A 17,489-nucleotide genomic window follows, 5' to 3' on the forward strand; every position below is an offset into this window, starting at 1 on the left:
GACATGGACGAAGAGCAGATCGTGAAAGAACTGTTGCCCACGGTGAAGAGGATCGCGAACGATCTGGTGCAGCATTTGCCGAAGAACGTCGAAGTTGAGGATCTCATACAAGAAGGTGTTCTCGCGCTCATCTCGGCTGTTCGTAGGTACGATCCGAGAAGAGGAGTGAATTTGAAAACATTCCTTATAAAGAGGATCAAAGGTGCCATGTACGACTATCTGAGGAACATAGATTGGATGCCGAGAAATCTGAGGAAGAACATCAAAGAGGTTGAGAAGGCGATCTACGAGCTTGAATCTAAGCTGGGTAGGCACCCGACGAACGAAGAGATAAGCCTTTACACAAACTTGAGCAACGAAGAAGTGATGCGCGCCAAGAACGAAATGGTACGAAAACAGTTTTTGAGGTTGGACGAATATCTTTACGATACCTACGATTCGTATGGCTTGGATGTGGAGGACAGCATGGAACCACTGCAGGTTGCTTACAGAGAGATACTGCTCGAACAGGTGACTGAAGCGATAAAGCAGTTGTCCGAGCGTGAACAGTTGGTTTTGTCGCTGAGGTTCGAACAAGAACTTTCCTTGAAGGAAATAGGTCTCATCCTTGGAGTGAGCGAATCGAGAGTCTCTCAGATACTCTCCAGTGCCCTGATCAAGATTAAGAAACACGTGCTGGGGGAGGAAGATGGTAAATCCAGTTGATCTGCAAACGATGATCGTGAGAGGTGTGGATGTTTCATCCAGCGCCTCTCAACAAGTGAATGCCCAGATCGCATTGGCTCAAATGACGAACGCGCAGATGATCCAAAAATCTGCTCAGCATTCACGAATGGTCAATCCACGCGAGGCTGTGGAGCAAAAAATGGTCGGCTCTTCCACCGAAGAGAGGAGTTCTTCCAGCTTTTACAGACCCTCAAGCCGTCGAAACGTTCCTGTGAATGAAGCGCACGAATCCGAAAAAGGAACAATACTGGATGTGAGATTGTGAAGATCGGCTATGTGAGCGTTAGAAAGATAGACGAAAAATATGTTGGTGCGGTTCTGATAGTCGATGAGTTTGGAATCCCTCAGGAGTTCAAGTACACAGAGCCTGTATCACCCACGCCACTCCAGAAGATACTGTACGGCAAATCTTTGGACCTGTACCTGACGGTCGAGATCATCGCCAAGAGCCTTCTGAAGAACGTCGAGCAGAAACCTGAGATCTTTCTGACCGACAACGTATCGCTCGTGGAATCCTCCGACCAAGTCTATTATGTATCGTCCTATCCGGCAACCAAGTCCGAACAGGATCACGATTCGGAACCGAACGAGTGCGTTATTTCCTCGCAAACAGAAAGTCTGAAGTTCATAGCCAAGTCCAACTTCAGCCAAGACAAGGTAGAAAAGCTCAAGAAGATTGTGGAAGAATTCGACGTGATGGAACCCTTTCAAAGGTTGGCTAAAGCACTCGAGTTCGTATGTCGTTCCTGAAACAGATCGTTGATACTCTGAAACTTGAACTCGGCTTCATAAAAGTTCATGCGCTCGATCCCTCCCTTCCGAGCCTCAACGTGAAAGAAGAACGATCGATGGTGAAGCCGAGGCTTTCGAGTGCGACTCTGAGCTGCGAACTGAAACGATTATCCTTGCACACTTCCGCTCGGGTTTTGTCACATCTCATTGAAAGTTCCTCTGTGAAGATGGTCGACCAGACCTTGAAAGTGAAAGAACCGTTGATGGAGAGAATGAAATTTGAGGAGACATCGAGCAAAGTCCATTCCACCGTTCTCAAAGTCACACCTTCGTTGAAAAAGGTCGTGTTGGAACTTGCGCTCGACTTGAGAAAGAGTCTGTTCAGAGTGAACGTGCGCAGCAGAAATGTTCCTTTGCTTCGAACGGTCCGCTTCAAGCCGTCCAGCATGAGCGAGGAGCAAAGGAACAGGGTTTTAAAAGCGATCCAGACCTTTCTCGCACAAGAAAAGATCGATTCGTTCAAATTCGTTGGTTTCTACAGGAACGTCCCGAGCGATTGTGCGAAGAAAATGATCGTGCTCGACAGACAGCTCATAGTCGAACTGAAAGAGGGAGCAAAGGGTATGAAGAAGGACCTGGCAGTGTTGCTCACCGAGGAAGGTTACGTTTTTCTGTCAGTCCCTTAGGAAGATCTTTTTGAGCAATAAAAGACATCTTTCCGCGGGAACATTGTAGAGCAGATACACCTTCTCTTTCTCGTTGTAGATGAACTTTCCAGGCAGTTTTAGTGAACCGTTTTCGGTGTAAACCTTCAAAGTCGTTTCGTCGAAAGCGATCTTTTTGATCTTCTTTTGGATCGCCACGAGCCTTATCTTGAACAGATCGATCAGTTGTTCCACCTGTTCGGGCAGTTCACCGAATCTGTCTCTCAACTCGGCCTTCAGCTCGTCGAGCGATTTCAGACTTTCACAAGAAGCCATTCTTCGGTACGTCCTGAGCCTCTCCATCTCGTTTTCGATGAAATCTTCAGGTATGTAGAATGAACCTGGAACACCTTCGATCTCAACGTCCACACGTTCGAGAGGTTCGGCGTGCATCGTATGTTTGAGTTCTTCGTTGAGTATCTGCAAGTACATGTTCAAGCCGACAGCGTTCACGTTGCCGTGCTGTTCAAAACCAAAGATAGTTCCTATGCCTCTTATTTCCATGTCTTTGAGTGCAATCTTCAAGCCGCTCCCAGGGCCAGAGAATTCCCTTATGACTTGAAGCCTCTTCAACGCGGAAAGGTTAAGTTCGGAATCGAATAGGAAGTACGCGAAGGCCCTTTTGTCACTCCTTCCCACCCTTCCTCTGAGCTGGTAAAGTTGGGCCAAACCATAGCGGTGCGCATCGTCGACGATGATCGTGTTCGCTGAAGGCACGTCTATCCCGTTTTGCATGATCGAAGTGCAAACGATCACGTCCGAGTTTCTCTCGTAAAAGCTTCTGACCGCCTCCATCAACTTCCTCGTGGGCATCTGACCGTGTGCCATGACGATACGCGCTTCGGGTACCAGTCTACAGATCTTTTCGTAGACCTCGCGCAAATCTTCAACACGGTTGTGCACGTAGATCACCTGTCCCCCCCTGTTGATCTCCCTCAGTATCGCACCTCTGACGAGTCTGTCATCGTAACGGGCAACGTACGTCACCACGGGCAATCTTCCCAAAGGAGGAGTCGTCAAGACACTCATGTCTCTCATACCGTTCATCGCCATGTGCAAGGTTCTCGGTATGGGTGTGGCACTCATGGACAGAACGTTCACGTTCAGCCTGATCTTCTTGAAGCTCTCTTTCTGTTCCACACCGAAGTTCTGTTCCTCGTCGATGATGACAAGCCCAAGGTCAGAAAATTTGACGTTGTCGGACAGCAACGCACTCGTTCCTATCAGCACGTCTATTTTCCCTGCTCTGAGATCTTCGACTATCTTGTTTCGCTCAGACTTTGGAACCGATCTGTCCAGCAGGGCTACAGACACACCGAATGGTTCCATCCTCTGTTTGAAGATCCTGTAGTGCTGTTTTGCCAGCACCGTCGTAGGGACGAGCAAGGCAACTTGTTTTCCACTCACGACACATCTGAACGCTGCCCTCAGAGCTACCTCGGTCTTGCCGTAACCGGCATCACCACAGAGAAGCCTGTCCATCGGACGATCGCTCGCAAGGTCTTCCAGAACATCCTGGATGGCAACAGATTGATCGTGGGTTTCAACGTACGGGAAGGTCTCGGCGAACCTTCGTTCCAAGTCGAAATCGCCTACAAGTCCAAGTCCCTTAGCTTCTTGCCTCCTCATGTAGATGTCTACGAGTTCGGCTATCTTCCTCCTCAAATCCTCTTTGACCTTGTCGAGCCTTCTCTTCCACGTTCCTCCGTGGAGCCGATCGATCTTCACATCTGGATCGCCAATGTACTTGTGGATCTTGTCCAATCTTTCGACGGGCACATAGATGGTTGCATCTTCGTACCTTATCACGATGTACTCCTTCGTACCGAGGGCGTTCGTCACCGGCTTGACGGCCTCGAAGACTCCCACGCCATAGTTTTCGTGTACCACGAAATCGCCCACGTTGAGTTCTTCCTCATCGATGATGGGAACTTGGAGCAAACTACCCTTCTTTTCGGAGTATTCGAGCCCTTGAAGGTCGAGTTGCACCTCTTTCGCAACCTGGAGCCTTCGCTGAAGTTCAGCGAGGTTCAATCTAGAATATTTTCTGTACTCTTCGTACTGTTCGTCCGAAAGAAATTCCCTGATCTGTCTTTCCAGCTTTGCGAACTCTTCGAAGCATCTATCTGCATCCACCAGAAGAATTTCGAAGTCTGCGTAATCGAATATCGTGCCGTTCGAGCCGGCTTTTCCGACGATCGTATCGTAGTCGTGACTCTCACACGCGTACTCTCGTGCGGGCAAAAGAACGAATTCCTCCAACTTCTCAACTGAAGTCTGGCTGATGACATCGAAACTTCTGATGTCTTCAATCGAATTTCCGAATAACTCAATCCGTACGGGTCTTTCGTAGACCGGTGGGAACACATCGATGATGTCGCCTCTGATGGCGAACTCGCCACCCGACCTCACCAAGTAAGCTCTCTCGTAGCCAAGCCTCTGGAGCCAATCTGCATCGACGAACCTTTCGTTCCGCTTGAACCTCATCGAAAGACTCTTCAAAGACTCAACACTCATCGTGTAGCGGCTCGCAGAATGCACACTCGTCACGACGAGCTTGCACTCTTTGTTCAAGAGGCTCCAGAGCGTTTCGATACGACCTTTGCGAACAAAAAAAGAGACGGGCACTTCCTCGAAGGGGAAAACGTCTGGACCTGGGAAGTATCGAGCGTTCAAGGTTGAAGCGATCTGTGATGCTTCTTTCTCGGTGGGGACTATCAAGAGGATCGGTTTTTCAGAGGGACGATTCAAAAGATCTTTCAAGCTACTCATATTCGAAGTCCACCACATGAAAGGTTCTCAAGCGATTGTTTCGAGCCTTGATCCAAACGGGCGTCACGGAAACGGCGAAATCCCTCTCGATGAATCCTCTGAAGACGTCCTCGCGTGCACTTGGATCGTTGTACAGGCCAGGATTCGCAAGAATTTTGAGTCTCACAGGTTTATCGAGTATGTAGGCTTCATCGATCGTGTCAACGTTTTTGAGCAACGAGAGTAGTTCTTGCTTTTCTTCGTCGCTGAGCTGTGGGTGCACGTTGACGAGAGCAACGTTCTTCGAGAGCGGTCCGATGATCTTCACGTTGGCGAGCTGTGCGTTTTTGTTGTTCCTTTGGAGGAACTCGAGCAAGACTTCGTTTGCTTCCGCGACGGCCCTACCATGGTAGGCAGGGTTTATCAACATCTTCATCAAATGTTTCAGTTTACAACCTTCGCGAATTGAGGACTCACCGACCTTCACAGGCTGGATCTGAAAAAGCTTCAGCAGTTGTCTGATCGAATCTTTCGTGAGTTCCTTCAACGGTGAATAAAAGTTGTCGTGGACTTTGGGTCCAATCCTTCCCCAACTGTCAAATTGGTTCGAACCGGTGACGATCACACTGTCTGGGAAAGTGGTTCGGATGGTGAGCAGTTTTGCAAACCTCGTACACTCGTTGCAGTTTGGACCGTACCTCCACACTTTCCTCTGTCTTTCGGTGCCGTCCAAGACGATGTGTCTCAGGCCAAGTCTCAGCGCCGAAGCAGCCACATTTTCCTTGATCGTTCTGTAGGTGAACTGTCCCCAATCGACGGTGGAAAGGATCACGCGTTCTGGTCCGAGTGCGAGCTTACAGAGGAAAGCCGCAAGACTGCTGTCTTCACCACCAGAGAAAGCCACAATGACGTTCTTGTCCCAAACGACGCTTCTTATCTCTTGGATCAAACGATGGGCAGTTTCTTGAAGTTCACTTTCAGCTGCGAATCGCATATCTCAACAATGGCAACACTGCCGTTTTCACCGAAGCTTCCGGGATTGATGAAACGTGTTCCTTCGAGCTGTGAGTCGTCAGGAAAATGTGTGTGTCCATAGAAGATAACGTGTGGTTTCTCTTCAAAAAGCTTCAATATCCTTTCTCTTATCTGCTGAGGTGGACCCCAACCGTGGCACAAACCCACGTTCAACCCACCAATGTGAACTGTGAGCACTTGCGGCAAAGTGTCTTTGACGTCTACTTCGTCCATGTTGCCGTGAACCGCATAGAGGTTCCGAGAAGCGGATTTCAGTTCGAGCACCGTGTTCAAATCCACATAGTCGCCCAGACCCACCACGATGTCTACTTGTTTTGCGAGCTCGATCAAACCAGCCGGTAGGCATTTCAAATAAACGGGCACGTGCGTGTCGCTCACCAAGAGCAGTTTCATTTTTTGCCCAACCTTTCGTAAACGATGGAAGCGGCTCCCAGTATGCCCGCATCCTTGCCGAGTCGACTCAAGGCAATGCGATAGGTGCCCAACATGGTCGGCAAGACGTAGTTTTTGACGCGCTCTTCGATCGGTGCGAGCAAGAATTCACCGGCGTTCGCCATACCTCCACCGAGGACAACGATCTGTGGATTGAAGATGTTTATCAGACTTCCCACTGCCGCAGCCAACGCATCGACGACGATGTTGAAGATCTCGAGCGCGAACTGATCGCCCTTCTTAGCGTGATCGAACACATCCTTCGGTGTCACCGCTTCTGCGCTCTTGTTTCGAAACAGCGATGAATCTTTGTGCCTTTCGAAACCATCCTTCACGAAATTCTTTATGGCCGTTGCCGACGCTAAAGCTTCGAGACATCCACGTGCGCCACAGCCACACTTTGGACCGTTGGGCATCACGTTCATGTGTCCGAGTTCGGCGCCGATACCTGTGCTCCCCCTCAGCAAAACTCCATGCGTTATAACGCCTCCGCCTATGCCAGTTCCGAGCGTGAGACAAACTACGTGGTCCAATCCTTTCGCAACTCCGAACGTTCGCTCGCCAAGCGCATAAGCGTTGGCATCGTTTTCGACGAAGACTTTCAGCGATGTGAGCTTTTCTATCTTTTCACCCAGCGGAAAATCTGTCCAGCCTGGAAAGTTCGGTGAGAACTTCACAGTGCCGGTGAGATGATCGATGCTTCCAGGAGAGCCGATCCCCACAGCCAAGACTGACTTGCCCTCACTCAGACTCATGATCGAACTTGCGAGCCTTTCGACGACCGCGTCTGGTCCTTCGTGAACCTTCGTTTCTCCATCGATCCTTGCCAGGATCTTACCATTCTCATCGACGAGACCGACCGCGTAGTTGGTTCCACCCAGATCGACGCCTACGATGTTCAACGTGGACTACCTCCCATCATCAGTACTTTACCTTCTGCTGGTCTATCAGCGCGAGGAAGTCTTCGTTCGTCTCAGTTTCTTGAAGCTTCTTCAAAATCAATGTCAGACCTTCCTCTTCCGTCATTCCGGAGAGCATCCTTCTCAAGATCCACACCTTCTTGAGCGTGTCCTCGTTCAACAGGAGTTCTTCCTTCCTCGTTCCAGAGAGCTGCAGGTTTATGGCGGGGAAGATGCGTTTATTGGCGAGCTGCCTCGACAAAACCAATTCCATGTTACCCGTACCTTTGAATTCCTCGAATATGACCTCGTCCATCTTCGAACCGGTTTCTATGAGGGCGGTGGCTATTATCGTGAGGCTGCCACCTTCGCGAGTGTTCCTCGCTGCACCGAAGAAATGCTTCGGTTTGTACAGGGCAGCGGGGTCCACACCTCCGCTCAGAAGTTTGCCACTCGGTGGAACTTGGATGTTGTAAACGCGCGCCAACCTGGTTAAGCTGTCGAGCAGTATGACCACATCGTAACCGTACTCAACGAGTCTTTTCGACATCTCGAGAGTGAGTTCTGCGACTTTGATCTGCTTGTCTGGGGCCATATCGAACGGAGCTGCGATCACCTTCGCGTTCACGGACTCTTTGATGTCGGTGACCTCTTCGGGTCTCTCGTCGATCAAGAGTACGATCCTGATCGTGTCTGGATGGTTTATCGCTATGCCGTTGGCGATCTCTTTCAGGAGTGTCGTCTTTCCCGCCTTGGGTGGTGCCACGATGAGGCCTCTCTGTCCCTTACCCATGGGGGCAAACAGGTCTATCAGTCGTGTGGAAAGCACGTCGCGACTCGTCTCGAGTATGAAGCGTTCTTTGGGATAGTCGGGCGTCAGGTTCTCGAAGTTGACCCTCTCGTTGCTTAGCTCGGGCGATTTGTAGTTGACCGCCTCGATCTTGATCATCGCAAAGTAGCGCTCACCCTCTTTTGGAGGCCTTATGACACCAGATATGATGTCACCCGTGTTGAGGTTGAACTTCTTTATCTGCGACTGCGAGATGTAGATATCGTTGTTGCCAGGGAGCAGGTTGTCGCTGCTTCTCAGAAAACCGTATCCGTCCGGTAGGATCTCGAGGACACCTTCTCCAAAGATCAAACCGTGAGACTTGGCCTGAGCCTCCAAGATAGCGAATATGATGTCTCTCTTGCGCATGCTCGTGTAACGAGGAATATCGTACTGCTTTGCCAGTTCGTACAGCTGTTTGATCGTCATCTGCTCTAAGTCGTTGATCTTCACGGTGATTGGTTCGTTCTTTTCCTGTCCGTTGCCCATCAGTTCGAACACCTCCGGATGTAATTGGATGATCACAGACCAGCAAATCTGAAAAAACATTCAGTATGTTTGTCCTTAGGATTGAAATGTACGTTGTGGAAGGCAAGTCAGCGGAAGTTCACTGTTCGACAATATTTTACCAAACATCGACGTCTTTGGCAAGAGGAAAGCCTCTCCCGGCGGGGAGAGGCTTCACTCGTTGGTCTTCTCAACTATCTGGAGAAGCACCATTTCAGCTCCGTCGCCTCTCCTCTGGCCGATCCTGACGATTCTTGAAAACCCACTGTTTCTGTCGCCGATGTTCTTAGCGATCTCGTCCACCAATTTGTTCGTGAGCTTTCTATCGCACAAATACCGGTTGATCTGTCTCCTCAAAGCCACACTTTCGGCCCTGTCGTTGCTCTTCGAGGCTTTCACAGCCTTAACCATGAGCTTGTCAAAGAAACGCTTCACGACCTTTGCCTTTGCCACTGTTGTTACGATGCTTCGATGCTCAACGAGCTCTCGAAGTTGGTTTTTGATCAGCGCACGGCTGTGGCTACCGTACGAGCCCACTTTGCTCCTGACCATTCGATGTCTCACAAGTTCATCCTCCCTTCCTGATCGTCAAACCGAACTTTTCCATCAGTTTCTGCTTAACTTCTTCGAGGGATTTCGGTCCAAAATTCTTGATCTTCAAAAGATCTTCCTCTGTGCGCTTCAAAAGATCACCTATCGTCTCGATCTTGTCCCTTCTCAGGCAGTTCAAAGACCTTATAGACAGTTCGAGCTCGTCTATCTTCTTAGAATAGATGGATTCCTCCTCAACATGTGGCATCTGTTCGGCGACTGTCTCTTCCTGTGCCGTCACTGTGACGAACTCCGCAGACAGCGGTGCCATAGTCGATGGTAGACTTTCGTCTATGACCTTGAAGTGGTTCATAAGGGTATCAATCGCTCGCTTCAGTGCCTCATGCGGAAAGATGGATTTCTTCGTCCAGACCTCGAGCACGAGTTTGTCATAGTCGGTACGTTTGGCCACCCTCGCGCTCTCAACTTTGAAGTTCACCCGCAGGACCGGCGAAAAGACCCCATCGATCGGTATGGAACCTATCTCCGGGTGTTCTTCTATATCCTGAGCCGGCACGAAGCCTTTTCCTGCCTGAACGTAGAGTTCGAACAACAGATCTGCTTCTTCGTCCAGTGTGGCTATTTTCAATCCTGGGTTGACGACCTCGATACCCGCGGGTGTCTTTATGTCTCCGGCCAGCAACAGGCCCGGCCCTTTCTTTTCAACCATTATCTTGATTCTCTCTCTGACGGGGACTTCCGCTCTCAATTGGACCTTCTTCAAATTGAGGATGATCTCCAAGATATCTTCTTTGACACCCGGTAGCGTGTCGAATTCGTGGTATCTTTCGGGCTTTATGAACCTCAGACCCACGATGGCTATGGAAGGTATCGACGACAGAAGCACTCTTCTCAGTGCGTTGCCTATGGTGATACCGTATCCCTTCTCGAGTGGCGAGAAAACATATCTGGCGTAGTAGCAATCCGCCTCCGATCGTTCTTCTTCCACTTTCAACCTCTTGGGTATCATGAATTCCATTCACATCACCTCGAGTAGAGCTCGACGATCGCCTGAACATCGACGGGCAGATCGGTGAGCTCTTCGAGCTTCGGCGCCCTCTCAAAGGTACCACGGTACGCGTCGAAGTCCACTTGTATCCATGGAGCGATCGTTCTACCTTTGGCGAGTTCCACGGATCTCTTTATGACCTCGATCGATCTGCTCGATTCCTTGACCTCAACGATGTCTCCTGGCTTCAACAGGTAAGAAGGTATGTTGACTCTCTTGCCGTTGACCAGGAAGTGTCCATGCGTGACAAGCTGTCTTGCTTGTCTACGATTGATGGCAAAACCCATCCTGAAGACGACGTTGTCCAAGCGCGATTCCACAAGTCTAACGAGGTTCTCTCGCGTATCGCCAGTCATTCTCAACGCTCGATCGAAATACCTTCTGAACTGTCGTTCCAGAATTCCATAGATTCTCTTCATCACCTGTTTTGATCTCAGCTGAAATGCGTATTGTGACGTCTTGCCTCTGCTTCTGCCATGATCTCCCGGTGCAAAAGGTCTGCGGTCGAACGCACACTTTTCCGTGAAACACCTTTCGCCTTTCAGATACAGCTTCATACCTTCTCGCCTGCAGAGACGACAGACAGGTCCCGTGTATCTGGCCATCCAATTTCCCTCCTCTTACACTCTCCGTTTCTTCTTCGGTCTGCAACCGTTGAACGGTATCGGAGTGACATCCTTGATCGAATCCACTTCCAGACCGGCAGCCTGCAGGGTTCTGATCGCCGCTTCTCGACCAGGGCCTGGTCCCTTAACCAGCACGTCGACTCTCTTTATGCCCATCCTCAAAGCTTCCTTCGCCACTTTGTCAGCTGCAAGCTGTGCAGCATACGGGGTTCCTTTCCTGGTTCCCTCGAAACCGACCGTTCCTCCGCTTGCCCATGTCAAAACGGCACCATCCTGGTCCGTCAGGGTCACGATGGTGTTGTTGAACGTGGACTTTATGTGAACGATCGCCCGATCGATCAGTACTTTTCTTCTCTTCTTGCTCTCGGATCTTCTTGCCATTCTTTATCCCTCCTCAAGATCAAACGGCTTGTTCCTTCTTCTTCTTGGTCTTGATCCTGCTTGGTCTTGGACCCTTCCTCGTTCGAGCGTTGTGACGTGTGCTCTGACCACGCACCGGCAGGCCGAGCTTGTGACGAATACCCCTGTAGCAGCCTATGTCAATCAAGCGTTTGATGTTCCTGTTCACCTCGGCCCTCAATTCTCCCTCTACTTTGAAATGATCCTGGATGTACTTCGTTATCCTGTTGACTTCTTCGTCAGTGAGATCTTTCACTCGTTTGTCCATGTTGACGCCAGTGTTCTTGAGTATCTCCATTGCCCGCGTCTTGCCGATACCGTATATGTACGTGAGAGCAACGAAGCATTTCTTGTTCGCGGGCAACTCGACTCCCATGATGCGCGCCATTCGTTTCCCTCCTCAACCCTGCTTCTGATTGTGTTTGGGGTTCGCTTTGCATATCACCAATACTCTGCCTTTTCTCCTCACGATTTGACAGTACTCGCACCTCTTTTTGACGGAGGATCTAACCTTCACAGTCGATCAGCTCCTTTCTTTCTAATCCACATCTGATTTCTTGTCAAGTTTTTTCCTGTACACGATTCTTCCCTTGGTGAGATCGTATATGGAAAGTTCCACAACGACCCTGTCCCCAGGAAGGAGTTTGATGAAGTTCTTCCTCATCCTCCCGGAGATCTGGGCCAGAACCTTGTGACCGTTGTCAAGTTCAACGAGGAACGTCGCGTTTCTCCGAGCTTCAACGATGGTACCTTCCATTTTGATCACGTCTTCCTTGGGCATTGCATCACTCCTTGTCAACCGTTAGAACTTCGGCTCCATCCTCTTGCACGAGCACTGTGTGTTCAAAATGTGCGCTCCTCTTTCGGTCGGCCATGATCACGGTCCAGCCATCGTCGAGCAGCATGGTTTTCCAATCTCCTTCGCACGCCATCACTTCTATCGCCAACGTCATACCTGGAATGAGCGAGACACCCGTTCCAGGCCTGCCGTAATTGGGTATCTCGGGCTCCTCGTGTAACTGTCTGCCGACCCCATGACCGACGTAGTCCCTGATCACGTTGAAACCGGCAGCTTCCACAGCGCTTTGAATGGCGTACGATATGTCTCCAACCTTATACCCCTTCTTCGCGAAGCGGATGGCATTTTCGAGAGCCAACCTCGTAGCATCGACCAGTTTCTTCGCGATTTCGTCGACTTCACCGACACAGTAAGTCGTCGCTCCGTCCCCATAGTAACCTTCGTAGATGGCACCCACGTCCACTGAGACGATATCTCCCTTTTTAAAGACCTTCTTTTTCAGAGGAGCACCGTGCAGTATCTCCTCGTTGACCGACACACAGGTTGCGTACTTGTATCCCTTGTAGCCTTTGAAAGCCGGTTTCACTTTCAACTCTTTGAACCTCTTCTCAACGAAATGTTCCACGTCCGCAGCTGTGGCGCCTTCCACAACGATCGCTTCGATTTCCTTGAGAACGACCGCCACAGATCTACAGGCGATCCTCATCCTCTCTATCTCCTGAGGTGATTTCACTCTGATCAAGCTATCACCTTTTTCAACGCTTCGACAGCCTTCTGAACGGTGTTCTGGTGATCCGCTTCGGCGTCGACCTCGACCAATGTGCCCTTCTTTTTATAGTAATCTATCAGAGGAGCCGTCATCTCGTTGTAAACCTTGAATCTGTTTCTGACGACTTCCTCTTTGTCGTCATCGCGTTGAACGAGCCTGATTCCACAGTCATCACAGAGCTCATCGTTCTTTGGTGGCATGGACAACAAGTTATAGATTCTACCACACTTTGGACAGACTCTTCTGTTCGTCAGTCGCTTGACTACAACGTCCTCGCTCACCCTTAAATAAAGCACCGCATCGAGTTTCTGACCCGTCTCCTTCAGCATTTCGTCGAGCGCAGAAGCTTGCTGCACGGTGCGGGGATACCCATCGAGGATGAAACCATCCTTGCAATCGGGCCTGGAAATCCTTTCCCTCACCAGTTTGTTCACTATTTCGTCTGGTACGAGCGCACCGGAGCTCAATATGTGTTGAACCTGCTTACCGAGCTCAGAACCAGATGCTACCGCCTCTCTGAACATGTCTCCAGTGGAAATGTGAGGCACGTTGAACAAACCGACCAAGTCTTTTGCAAGGGTGCCTTTCCCCGCTCCCGGTGCTCCAAGCAGGACGATCCTCATTTCACTTCAGCCCTTTCTTCACGAATCCTTCGTAATGTCTCATGATCATGTGCGCTTCCATCTGCTGTAACACGTCGAGCGCCACACCGACGGCTATCAGCGTTGAAGTACCACCTATAACGATGTTGACCCTGGTGACTGCCTCGACGAAGTGTGGCAGCAACGCTATGACTACCAGGAACACGGCACCGAGGAACGTGACTCTGCTCAAGACGCGTTGGATGTATTCCTCCGTGGGTTTGCCAGGTCTTATTCCGGGTATGAATCCACCATATTTTCTCACATTTTCTGATACTTCGTGCGGATCAAAGACAACGACACTGTAAAAGTATGTGAAGAAGAACACCAACAGACCGTAAAGTATTATATACAAGGCGTTACCCGGTGAAAAGATGGCACGTAACCATTGAAGTCCAGTCATTTCGGCGATGGCCGCGGGGATCATAACTATGGCGCTGGCGAATATGATCGGTATCACGCCTCCCTGGTTCACCTTGATCGGGATGTACGTGGACGCACCGCCGTACACACGCCTTCCAACGACGCGTGTGGCATACTGTATCGTGATCCTACGCTCTGCTTGCTGAACGTATATGATGCCCGCAACTGTTACCACGGCGATCGCGATCAGGAAGATCCAGCCGAACAGGTTCAAGTTACCCAGTAACACGCTTCCGAAGTAGCTTGGATATCTTGCAACGATACCTGCAAAGATCAAGATAGAAATCCCGTTGCCTATACCCTTCTCGGTGATCCGATCTCCCAACCAGAGGAGGAACATCGTGCCTGCGAGCATCGAAATGGTGGAGATCAATACGAAGACCATGGGGTTGAGACCGTAAGCGACTATGTCTGGGCTCTGCCTCACTAAACTGAAGGACACGATGAAAGACTGAAAGGCACCGAGCACGATCGTCAGGTTGCGTGTGTATTTGGCAAACTTCTTCCTGCCCTCTTCACCCTCTCTGAGCATCTCACGAAGCTTGGTTATCACGGAGGAGAGCAACTGCAAGACTATGGACGCATTTATGTAGGGTGTGACGCTCATGGCGAAGATCGAGAAGTTCTCCAGGGCCCCACCGGTGAACACATCGTAAAAGCTTATGATACCGCCGGCTGCCGCTCCGGCGAAACGTTTGAACGCTTCGGCCCAGGCCTGGATATTTATGCCCGGTACGGGAATGTACACGCCCAACCTGAAGACGATCAGCGTTAGGACGGTGAAAACTATCCTGTCACGTAGTTCAGGTATTTTGAAAGCGTTTCGAAGGGCTTTCCACACGTCATATCACCTCTGCCCTTCCCCCGACCGTTTCGATGGCCTTCTTTGCTGTCTCGCTGAAGGCGTGGGCCTTCACGATCAAGGGTTTGGTCAACTCACCGTCCCCCAGAATCTTCACACCATCTTTGAGCTTTTTCACTATCCCAAGCTTTATCAGTTTCTCGGGTGTGACTTCTTCGCCCGATTCGAACCTCTCTTCGAGTGTTCTGAGGTTGACGATCGCATAATCTTTGTGAACGAAGCTCTTGAAACCCACTTTGGGCAATCTTCTGTGCAGGGGAGTCTGACCACCCTCGTGCCACGGATGGACTTTTCCAGTGCCTCGCGACTTCTGACCTTTGTGACCTTTGCCAGAGGTCTTGCCAAGACCAGAGCCTATGCCTCTACCCACCCTCTTTGGTTCTTTGACCGAACCGGGTGTGGGTTTGAGATCTTCGAGTCTCAACGCCATAGCTCATTCCTCCTCCGATACATCTTCGACTTTGACGAGGTGTCTGACTTTCTCAATCATGCCGAGTATCTGAGGCGTTTTGGGTTTGACCACTCTGTCGTGCAGTTTTTTCAGACCAAGTGCCTTTAGAGTTGCTCTCTGATCGTACTTGTAACCTATGGGACTCTTCACGAGTTCCACGATGATCTTCGCCACAGCTCAAGCCCCCTTCTTCGCTCCGCGAATAACTTGTCCTACACTCAAGTCTCTCAATCTTGCAGCTTTATCGGGTGGAACTAAACCCTTGAGAGCCTTAAGAGTAGCGAGAGCCAAGTTCACTGGGTTCGTTGAACCTAAAGATTTGGTGAGCACGTTCTGAACCCCCGCAAGCTCTACAACGGCTCTGACGACCGATCCAGCTATGATTCCCGTACCGGGTGCTGCGGGCTTCAGCAGAACGACGGATGCGTCTTGCTTTGCAGTGACCTCGTGGGGTATGGTTCCCCTGTAAAGAGGAACATCGATCAGAGCCGCACGCGCCGCACTCAACGCTTTTCTTATCGCATCTGGGACCTCTCTGGCTTTTCCTATACCAACGCCCACCTTGCCTTTTCTATTTCCAACAACCGCCAGAACTCTGAAGCTGAGGGTTTTTCCACCCTTCGTGACCTTTGCCGTCCTTCTTATCTCAACGATACGCTCCTCAAATTCTTCAGACTCTCTCTTGATAACTTCTTCCTCCAGTATTTCATCCACCATTTTTTACACACACCTCCTCAGAATTGCAAGCCTGCTTCTCTCGCGGCGTCGGCCAGCGCTTTGATTCTACCGTGGTACTTGAACCCTCCGCGATCGAACACGACCGTTTTGATTCCCAGACTCAGAGCGCGCTGAGCAATCAATTTGCCAACCTCTCTTGCTGCCTCGGTGTTGTACGTCTTTGACAATCTTTGTCGCAACTCCTTGTCCAGTGTGGAAGCCGAGACAAGCGTATGACCCTTAGTATCGTCGATTATTTGAGCATATATGTGCTTTTCGCTCCTGAACACGGCCAGACGAGGCTTTTCTGGTGTACCTTTCACTTTCTTTCTGATTCTCAGATGTCTCTTGATCCTCTTCAGGTTTCGATCCTCTTTCTTTATCACGTCAAATGCCCCCTTTACGCCTTCTTACCTTCTTTTCTTCTCACCACTTCGTCCCTGTACTTGATACCTTTGCCTGTGTAGACGTTGACCTCTCTGTAAGATCTGATGTTAGCAGCAAACTGACCAACCTTCTGCTTGTCCGCTCCCCTGACGACGATGAGGTTGGGTGAGGGTGTCTCAACACTCACGCCCGCTGGAGCTTCGAGCACCACGGGATGCGTGTAACCCACCTGAAGTGTCAGTTTGTTGCCCTGTGCCTGCGCTCTGTAGCCAATTCCAACGATCTCGAGCTGTTTCTCGAAACCCTTCGTCACACCGTGTATCATGTTCCTTATCAACGACCAGTAGGTGCCTTGGAACATCCTCAAGATGCGCCTGAAAGACTTCCTGATCATCCTCTCTTCGTTCTGTCTCACCCAGATCTTACCGTCTTCTATTTCAATCTTCACGTACGGAGATAGCTTCTGTGAAAGCGTCCCCTTGGGTCCTTTCACCGTTATCGTATCAGACTCGAGCTTTACATCGACACCGGTGGGGATGACTATGGGTTTCTTTCCAAGCTTGGACATGTTCTCACCTCCTCACCAAATGTAGGCGATGACTTCTCCACCGACTCCGAGTTCCCTGGCTTCCTTGTCGGTCACGATACCTTTCGAAGTCGTCAGTATCGCTATGCCGAGACCGTTCTTGACTTTCGGTAGTTCGTCTTTCGTAACGTAAACCCTTCTTCCAGGCTTTGATACTCTCACGATTCCGTGAATCACTCTCTCACGATTTCTCCTCAAACCTTTGTACTTCATGTGTATTCTCAGTATGCCTTGCTTGCCATCCTCGATGTATTTGTAATCTTGAATGAATCCTTCGCGCTTGAGTATCTCGCAAATCGCACGCTTCATGTTCGAGGCTGGCACGTCCACGTACTCTTTGAACGCGACGTTGGCGTTCCTGATTCGCGTGAGCATATCAGCTATCGGGTCGCTCCACATCGTTCTCCCTCCTCTTCACCAACTTGCCTTCCTGACTCCGGGGAGCTTGCCCTCCAACGCCATCTTTCTGAAACAGACTCTGCAGAGACCGAATTCCCTGTACACAGACTTGGCTCTACCGCACATGACGCACCTTGTGTACTCGCGGACTTTGAACTTCTTTGGTCTCTTCCATCTCTCTATCAAACCTTTTCTTGGCATTCTCTATCTCCTCC

Annotated in this window: 27 protein-coding genes; 4 read left to right on the plus strand and 23 right to left on the minus strand. The window is 50.3% G+C overall.

What is annotated here, in order from left to right; all coding sequences use genetic code 11:
* Window positions 1-3 precede the first annotated feature (3 nt).
* From AJ81_RS00815 to AJ81_RS00825, 3 genes are read left to right on the plus strand one after another with little or no spacing between them, the layout of a single operon-like run.
* The gene (locus AJ81_RS00815; RefSeq protein WP_031503182.1) at window positions 4-705 is read left to right on the plus strand and encodes a FliA/WhiG family RNA polymerase sigma factor; all 702 of its coding nucleotides are present in this window, start codon (window positions 4-6) and stop codon (window positions 703-705) included.
* Complete coding sequence (locus AJ81_RS00820) at window positions 689-991, plus strand: hypothetical protein (protein WP_031503184.1); 303 nt, start codon at window positions 689-691, stop codon at window positions 989-991. Before AJ81_RS00815 ends, AJ81_RS00820 begins: the two co-directional genes overlap by 17 nt.
* Window positions 988-1,476 (plus strand): hypothetical protein, encoded by a 489-nt coding sequence (locus AJ81_RS00825; RefSeq protein ID WP_031503186.1) that lies wholly within the window; start codon window positions 988-990, stop codon window positions 1,474-1,476. The genes AJ81_RS00820 and AJ81_RS00825 overlap by 4 nt, the downstream gene beginning before the upstream one ends.
* Window positions 1,477-1,522: 46 nt before the next feature.
* On the opposite strand, the gene AJ81_RS10935 is transcribed toward AJ81_RS00825, so the two are convergent.
* Window positions 1,523-1,666, minus strand: a complete 144-nt coding sequence (locus AJ81_RS10935; protein ID WP_161687860.1) for a hypothetical protein — start codon at window positions 1,664-1,666, stop codon at window positions 1,523-1,525.
* Between the two features lie 13 nt (window positions 1,667-1,679).
* On the opposite strand from AJ81_RS10935, the gene AJ81_RS00830 reads away from it, so the two are divergent.
* Complete coding sequence (locus AJ81_RS00830; protein WP_161687863.1) at window positions 1,680-2,144, plus strand: hypothetical protein; 465 nt, start codon at window positions 1,680-1,682, stop codon at window positions 2,142-2,144.
* Here the strand turns inward: AJ81_RS00830 and AJ81_RS00835 are convergent.
* From AJ81_RS00835 to AJ81_RS00935, 22 genes are all read right to left on the minus strand, one after another.
* Window positions 2,133-4,934 (minus strand): DEAD/DEAH box helicase, encoded by a 2,802-nt coding sequence (locus AJ81_RS00835; RefSeq protein ID WP_051368880.1) that lies wholly within the window; start codon window positions 4,932-4,934, stop codon window positions 2,133-2,135. The two genes, AJ81_RS00830 and AJ81_RS00835, sit on opposite strands and share 12 nt — an antisense overlap.
* Window positions 4,927-5,907, minus strand: a complete 981-nt coding sequence (locus tag AJ81_RS00840) for an adenine nucleotide alpha-hydrolase family protein (protein WP_051368878.1) — start codon at window positions 5,905-5,907, stop codon at window positions 4,927-4,929. Before AJ81_RS00840 ends, AJ81_RS00835 begins: the two co-directional genes overlap by 8 nt.
* On the minus strand, window positions 5,859-6,341 hold the full coding sequence (locus AJ81_RS00845) for a metallophosphoesterase family protein (RefSeq protein WP_031503195.1): 483 nt from the start codon (window positions 6,339-6,341) through the stop codon (window positions 5,859-5,861). Before AJ81_RS00845 ends, AJ81_RS00840 begins: the two co-directional genes overlap by 49 nt.
* Window positions 6,338-7,282 carry an ROK family protein gene (locus AJ81_RS00850; protein ID WP_031503196.1) on the minus strand — a complete coding sequence of 315 codons (945 nt, stop codon included), beginning with the start codon at window positions 7,280-7,282 and terminating at the stop codon, window positions 6,338-6,340. Before AJ81_RS00850 ends, AJ81_RS00845 begins: the two co-directional genes overlap by 4 nt.
* Window positions 7,283-7,301: 19 nt before the next feature.
* Window positions 7,302-8,597, minus strand: coding sequence for a transcription termination factor Rho (gene rho / locus AJ81_RS00855; RefSeq protein ID WP_031503197.1), 1,296 nt, complete (start codon window positions 8,595-8,597; stop codon window positions 7,302-7,304).
* A gap of 192 nt (window positions 8,598-8,789) precedes the next feature.
* Window positions 8,790-9,179 (minus strand): 50S ribosomal protein L17, encoded by a 390-nt coding sequence (gene rplQ / locus AJ81_RS00860; RefSeq protein WP_031503199.1) that lies wholly within the window; start codon window positions 9,177-9,179, stop codon window positions 8,790-8,792.
* 4 nt (window positions 9,180-9,183) lie between these two features.
* Window positions 9,184-10,185 (minus strand): DNA-directed RNA polymerase subunit alpha, encoded by a 1,002-nt coding sequence (locus tag AJ81_RS00865; RefSeq protein WP_031503202.1) that lies wholly within the window; start codon window positions 10,183-10,185, stop codon window positions 9,184-9,186.
* Window positions 10,186-10,190: 5 nt separating this feature from the next.
* Window positions 10,191-10,820, minus strand: coding sequence for a 30S ribosomal protein S4 (gene rpsD / locus AJ81_RS00870; RefSeq protein ID WP_031503204.1), 630 nt, complete (start codon window positions 10,818-10,820; stop codon window positions 10,191-10,193).
* Between the two features lie 15 nt (window positions 10,821-10,835).
* Window positions 10,836-11,222 (minus strand): 30S ribosomal protein S11, encoded by a 387-nt coding sequence (gene rpsK, locus AJ81_RS00875; RefSeq protein WP_031503207.1) that lies wholly within the window; start codon window positions 11,220-11,222, stop codon window positions 10,836-10,838.
* A 19-nt stretch (window positions 11,223-11,241) separates the two neighbouring features.
* Entirely contained in the window at window positions 11,242-11,628 is a 387-nt protein-coding gene (gene rpsM / locus AJ81_RS00880; protein WP_031503209.1) for a 30S ribosomal protein S13, read from the minus strand.
* A gap of 12 nt (window positions 11,629-11,640) precedes the next feature.
* Window positions 11,641-11,757, minus strand: a complete 117-nt coding sequence (gene rpmJ, locus AJ81_RS10705) for a 50S ribosomal protein L36 (RefSeq protein WP_041076706.1) — start codon at window positions 11,755-11,757, stop codon at window positions 11,641-11,643.
* A gap of 21 nt (window positions 11,758-11,778) precedes the next feature.
* A complete protein-coding gene (gene infA / locus AJ81_RS00885) occupies window positions 11,779-12,021 on the minus strand; it encodes a translation initiation factor IF-1 (protein ID WP_031503210.1) in 243 nt (80 codons plus the stop codon).
* A 4-nt stretch (window positions 12,022-12,025) separates the two neighbouring features.
* A complete protein-coding gene (gene map, locus AJ81_RS00890) occupies window positions 12,026-12,781 on the minus strand; it encodes a type I methionyl aminopeptidase (RefSeq protein WP_031503212.1) in 756 nt (251 codons plus the stop codon).
* Complete coding sequence (locus AJ81_RS00895) at window positions 12,778-13,431, minus strand: adenylate kinase (protein ID WP_031503214.1); 654 nt, start codon at window positions 13,429-13,431, stop codon at window positions 12,778-12,780. The genes map and AJ81_RS00895 overlap by 4 nt, the downstream gene beginning before the upstream one ends.
* A gap of 1 nt (window position 13,432) precedes the next feature.
* Window positions 13,433-14,713, minus strand: coding sequence for a preprotein translocase subunit SecY (secY, locus tag AJ81_RS00900; protein ID WP_031503215.1), 1,281 nt, complete (start codon window positions 14,711-14,713; stop codon window positions 13,433-13,435).
* Between the two features lies 1 nt (window position 14,714).
* The gene (gene rplO, locus AJ81_RS00905; protein ID WP_031503217.1) at window positions 14,715-15,158 is read right to left on the minus strand and encodes a 50S ribosomal protein L15; all 444 of its coding nucleotides are present in this window, start codon (window positions 15,156-15,158) and stop codon (window positions 14,715-14,717) included.
* 9 nt (window positions 15,159-15,167) lie between these two features.
* Entirely contained in the window at window positions 15,168-15,359 is a 192-nt protein-coding gene (gene rpmD, locus AJ81_RS00910) for a 50S ribosomal protein L30 (protein ID WP_031503219.1), read from the minus strand.
* Between the two features lie 3 nt (window positions 15,360-15,362).
* Window positions 15,363-15,890, minus strand: a complete 528-nt coding sequence (gene rpsE / locus AJ81_RS00915) for a 30S ribosomal protein S5 (protein ID WP_282706028.1) — start codon at window positions 15,888-15,890, stop codon at window positions 15,363-15,365.
* Window positions 15,891-15,919: 29 nt separating this feature from the next.
* Window positions 15,920-16,288: a 50S ribosomal protein L18 gene (rplR, locus tag AJ81_RS00920; RefSeq protein ID WP_031503223.1), complete on the minus strand. Its 369-nt coding sequence runs from the start codon at window positions 16,286-16,288 to the stop codon at window positions 15,920-15,922.
* A gap of 14 nt (window positions 16,289-16,302) precedes the next feature.
* A complete protein-coding gene (gene rplF, locus AJ81_RS00925; RefSeq protein WP_031503225.1) occupies window positions 16,303-16,857 on the minus strand; it encodes a 50S ribosomal protein L6 in 555 nt (184 codons plus the stop codon).
* A 12-nt stretch (window positions 16,858-16,869) separates the two neighbouring features.
* Window positions 16,870-17,274 carry a 30S ribosomal protein S8 gene (gene rpsH / locus AJ81_RS00930; protein WP_031503227.1) on the minus strand — a complete coding sequence of 135 codons (405 nt, stop codon included), beginning with the start codon at window positions 17,272-17,274 and terminating at the stop codon, window positions 16,870-16,872.
* A 15-nt stretch (window positions 17,275-17,289) separates the two neighbouring features.
* On the minus strand, window positions 17,290-17,475 hold the full coding sequence (locus tag AJ81_RS00935; protein ID WP_031503229.1) for a type Z 30S ribosomal protein S14: 186 nt from the start codon (window positions 17,473-17,475) through the stop codon (window positions 17,290-17,292).
* Window positions 17,476-17,489 lie beyond the last annotated feature (14 nt).

Source organism: Pseudothermotoga hypogea DSM 11164 = NBRC 106472 (assembly GCF_000816145.1).
Taxonomy (GTDB): Bacteria; Thermotogota; Thermotogae; order Thermotogales; family DSM-5069; genus Pseudothermotoga_A; species Pseudothermotoga_A hypogea.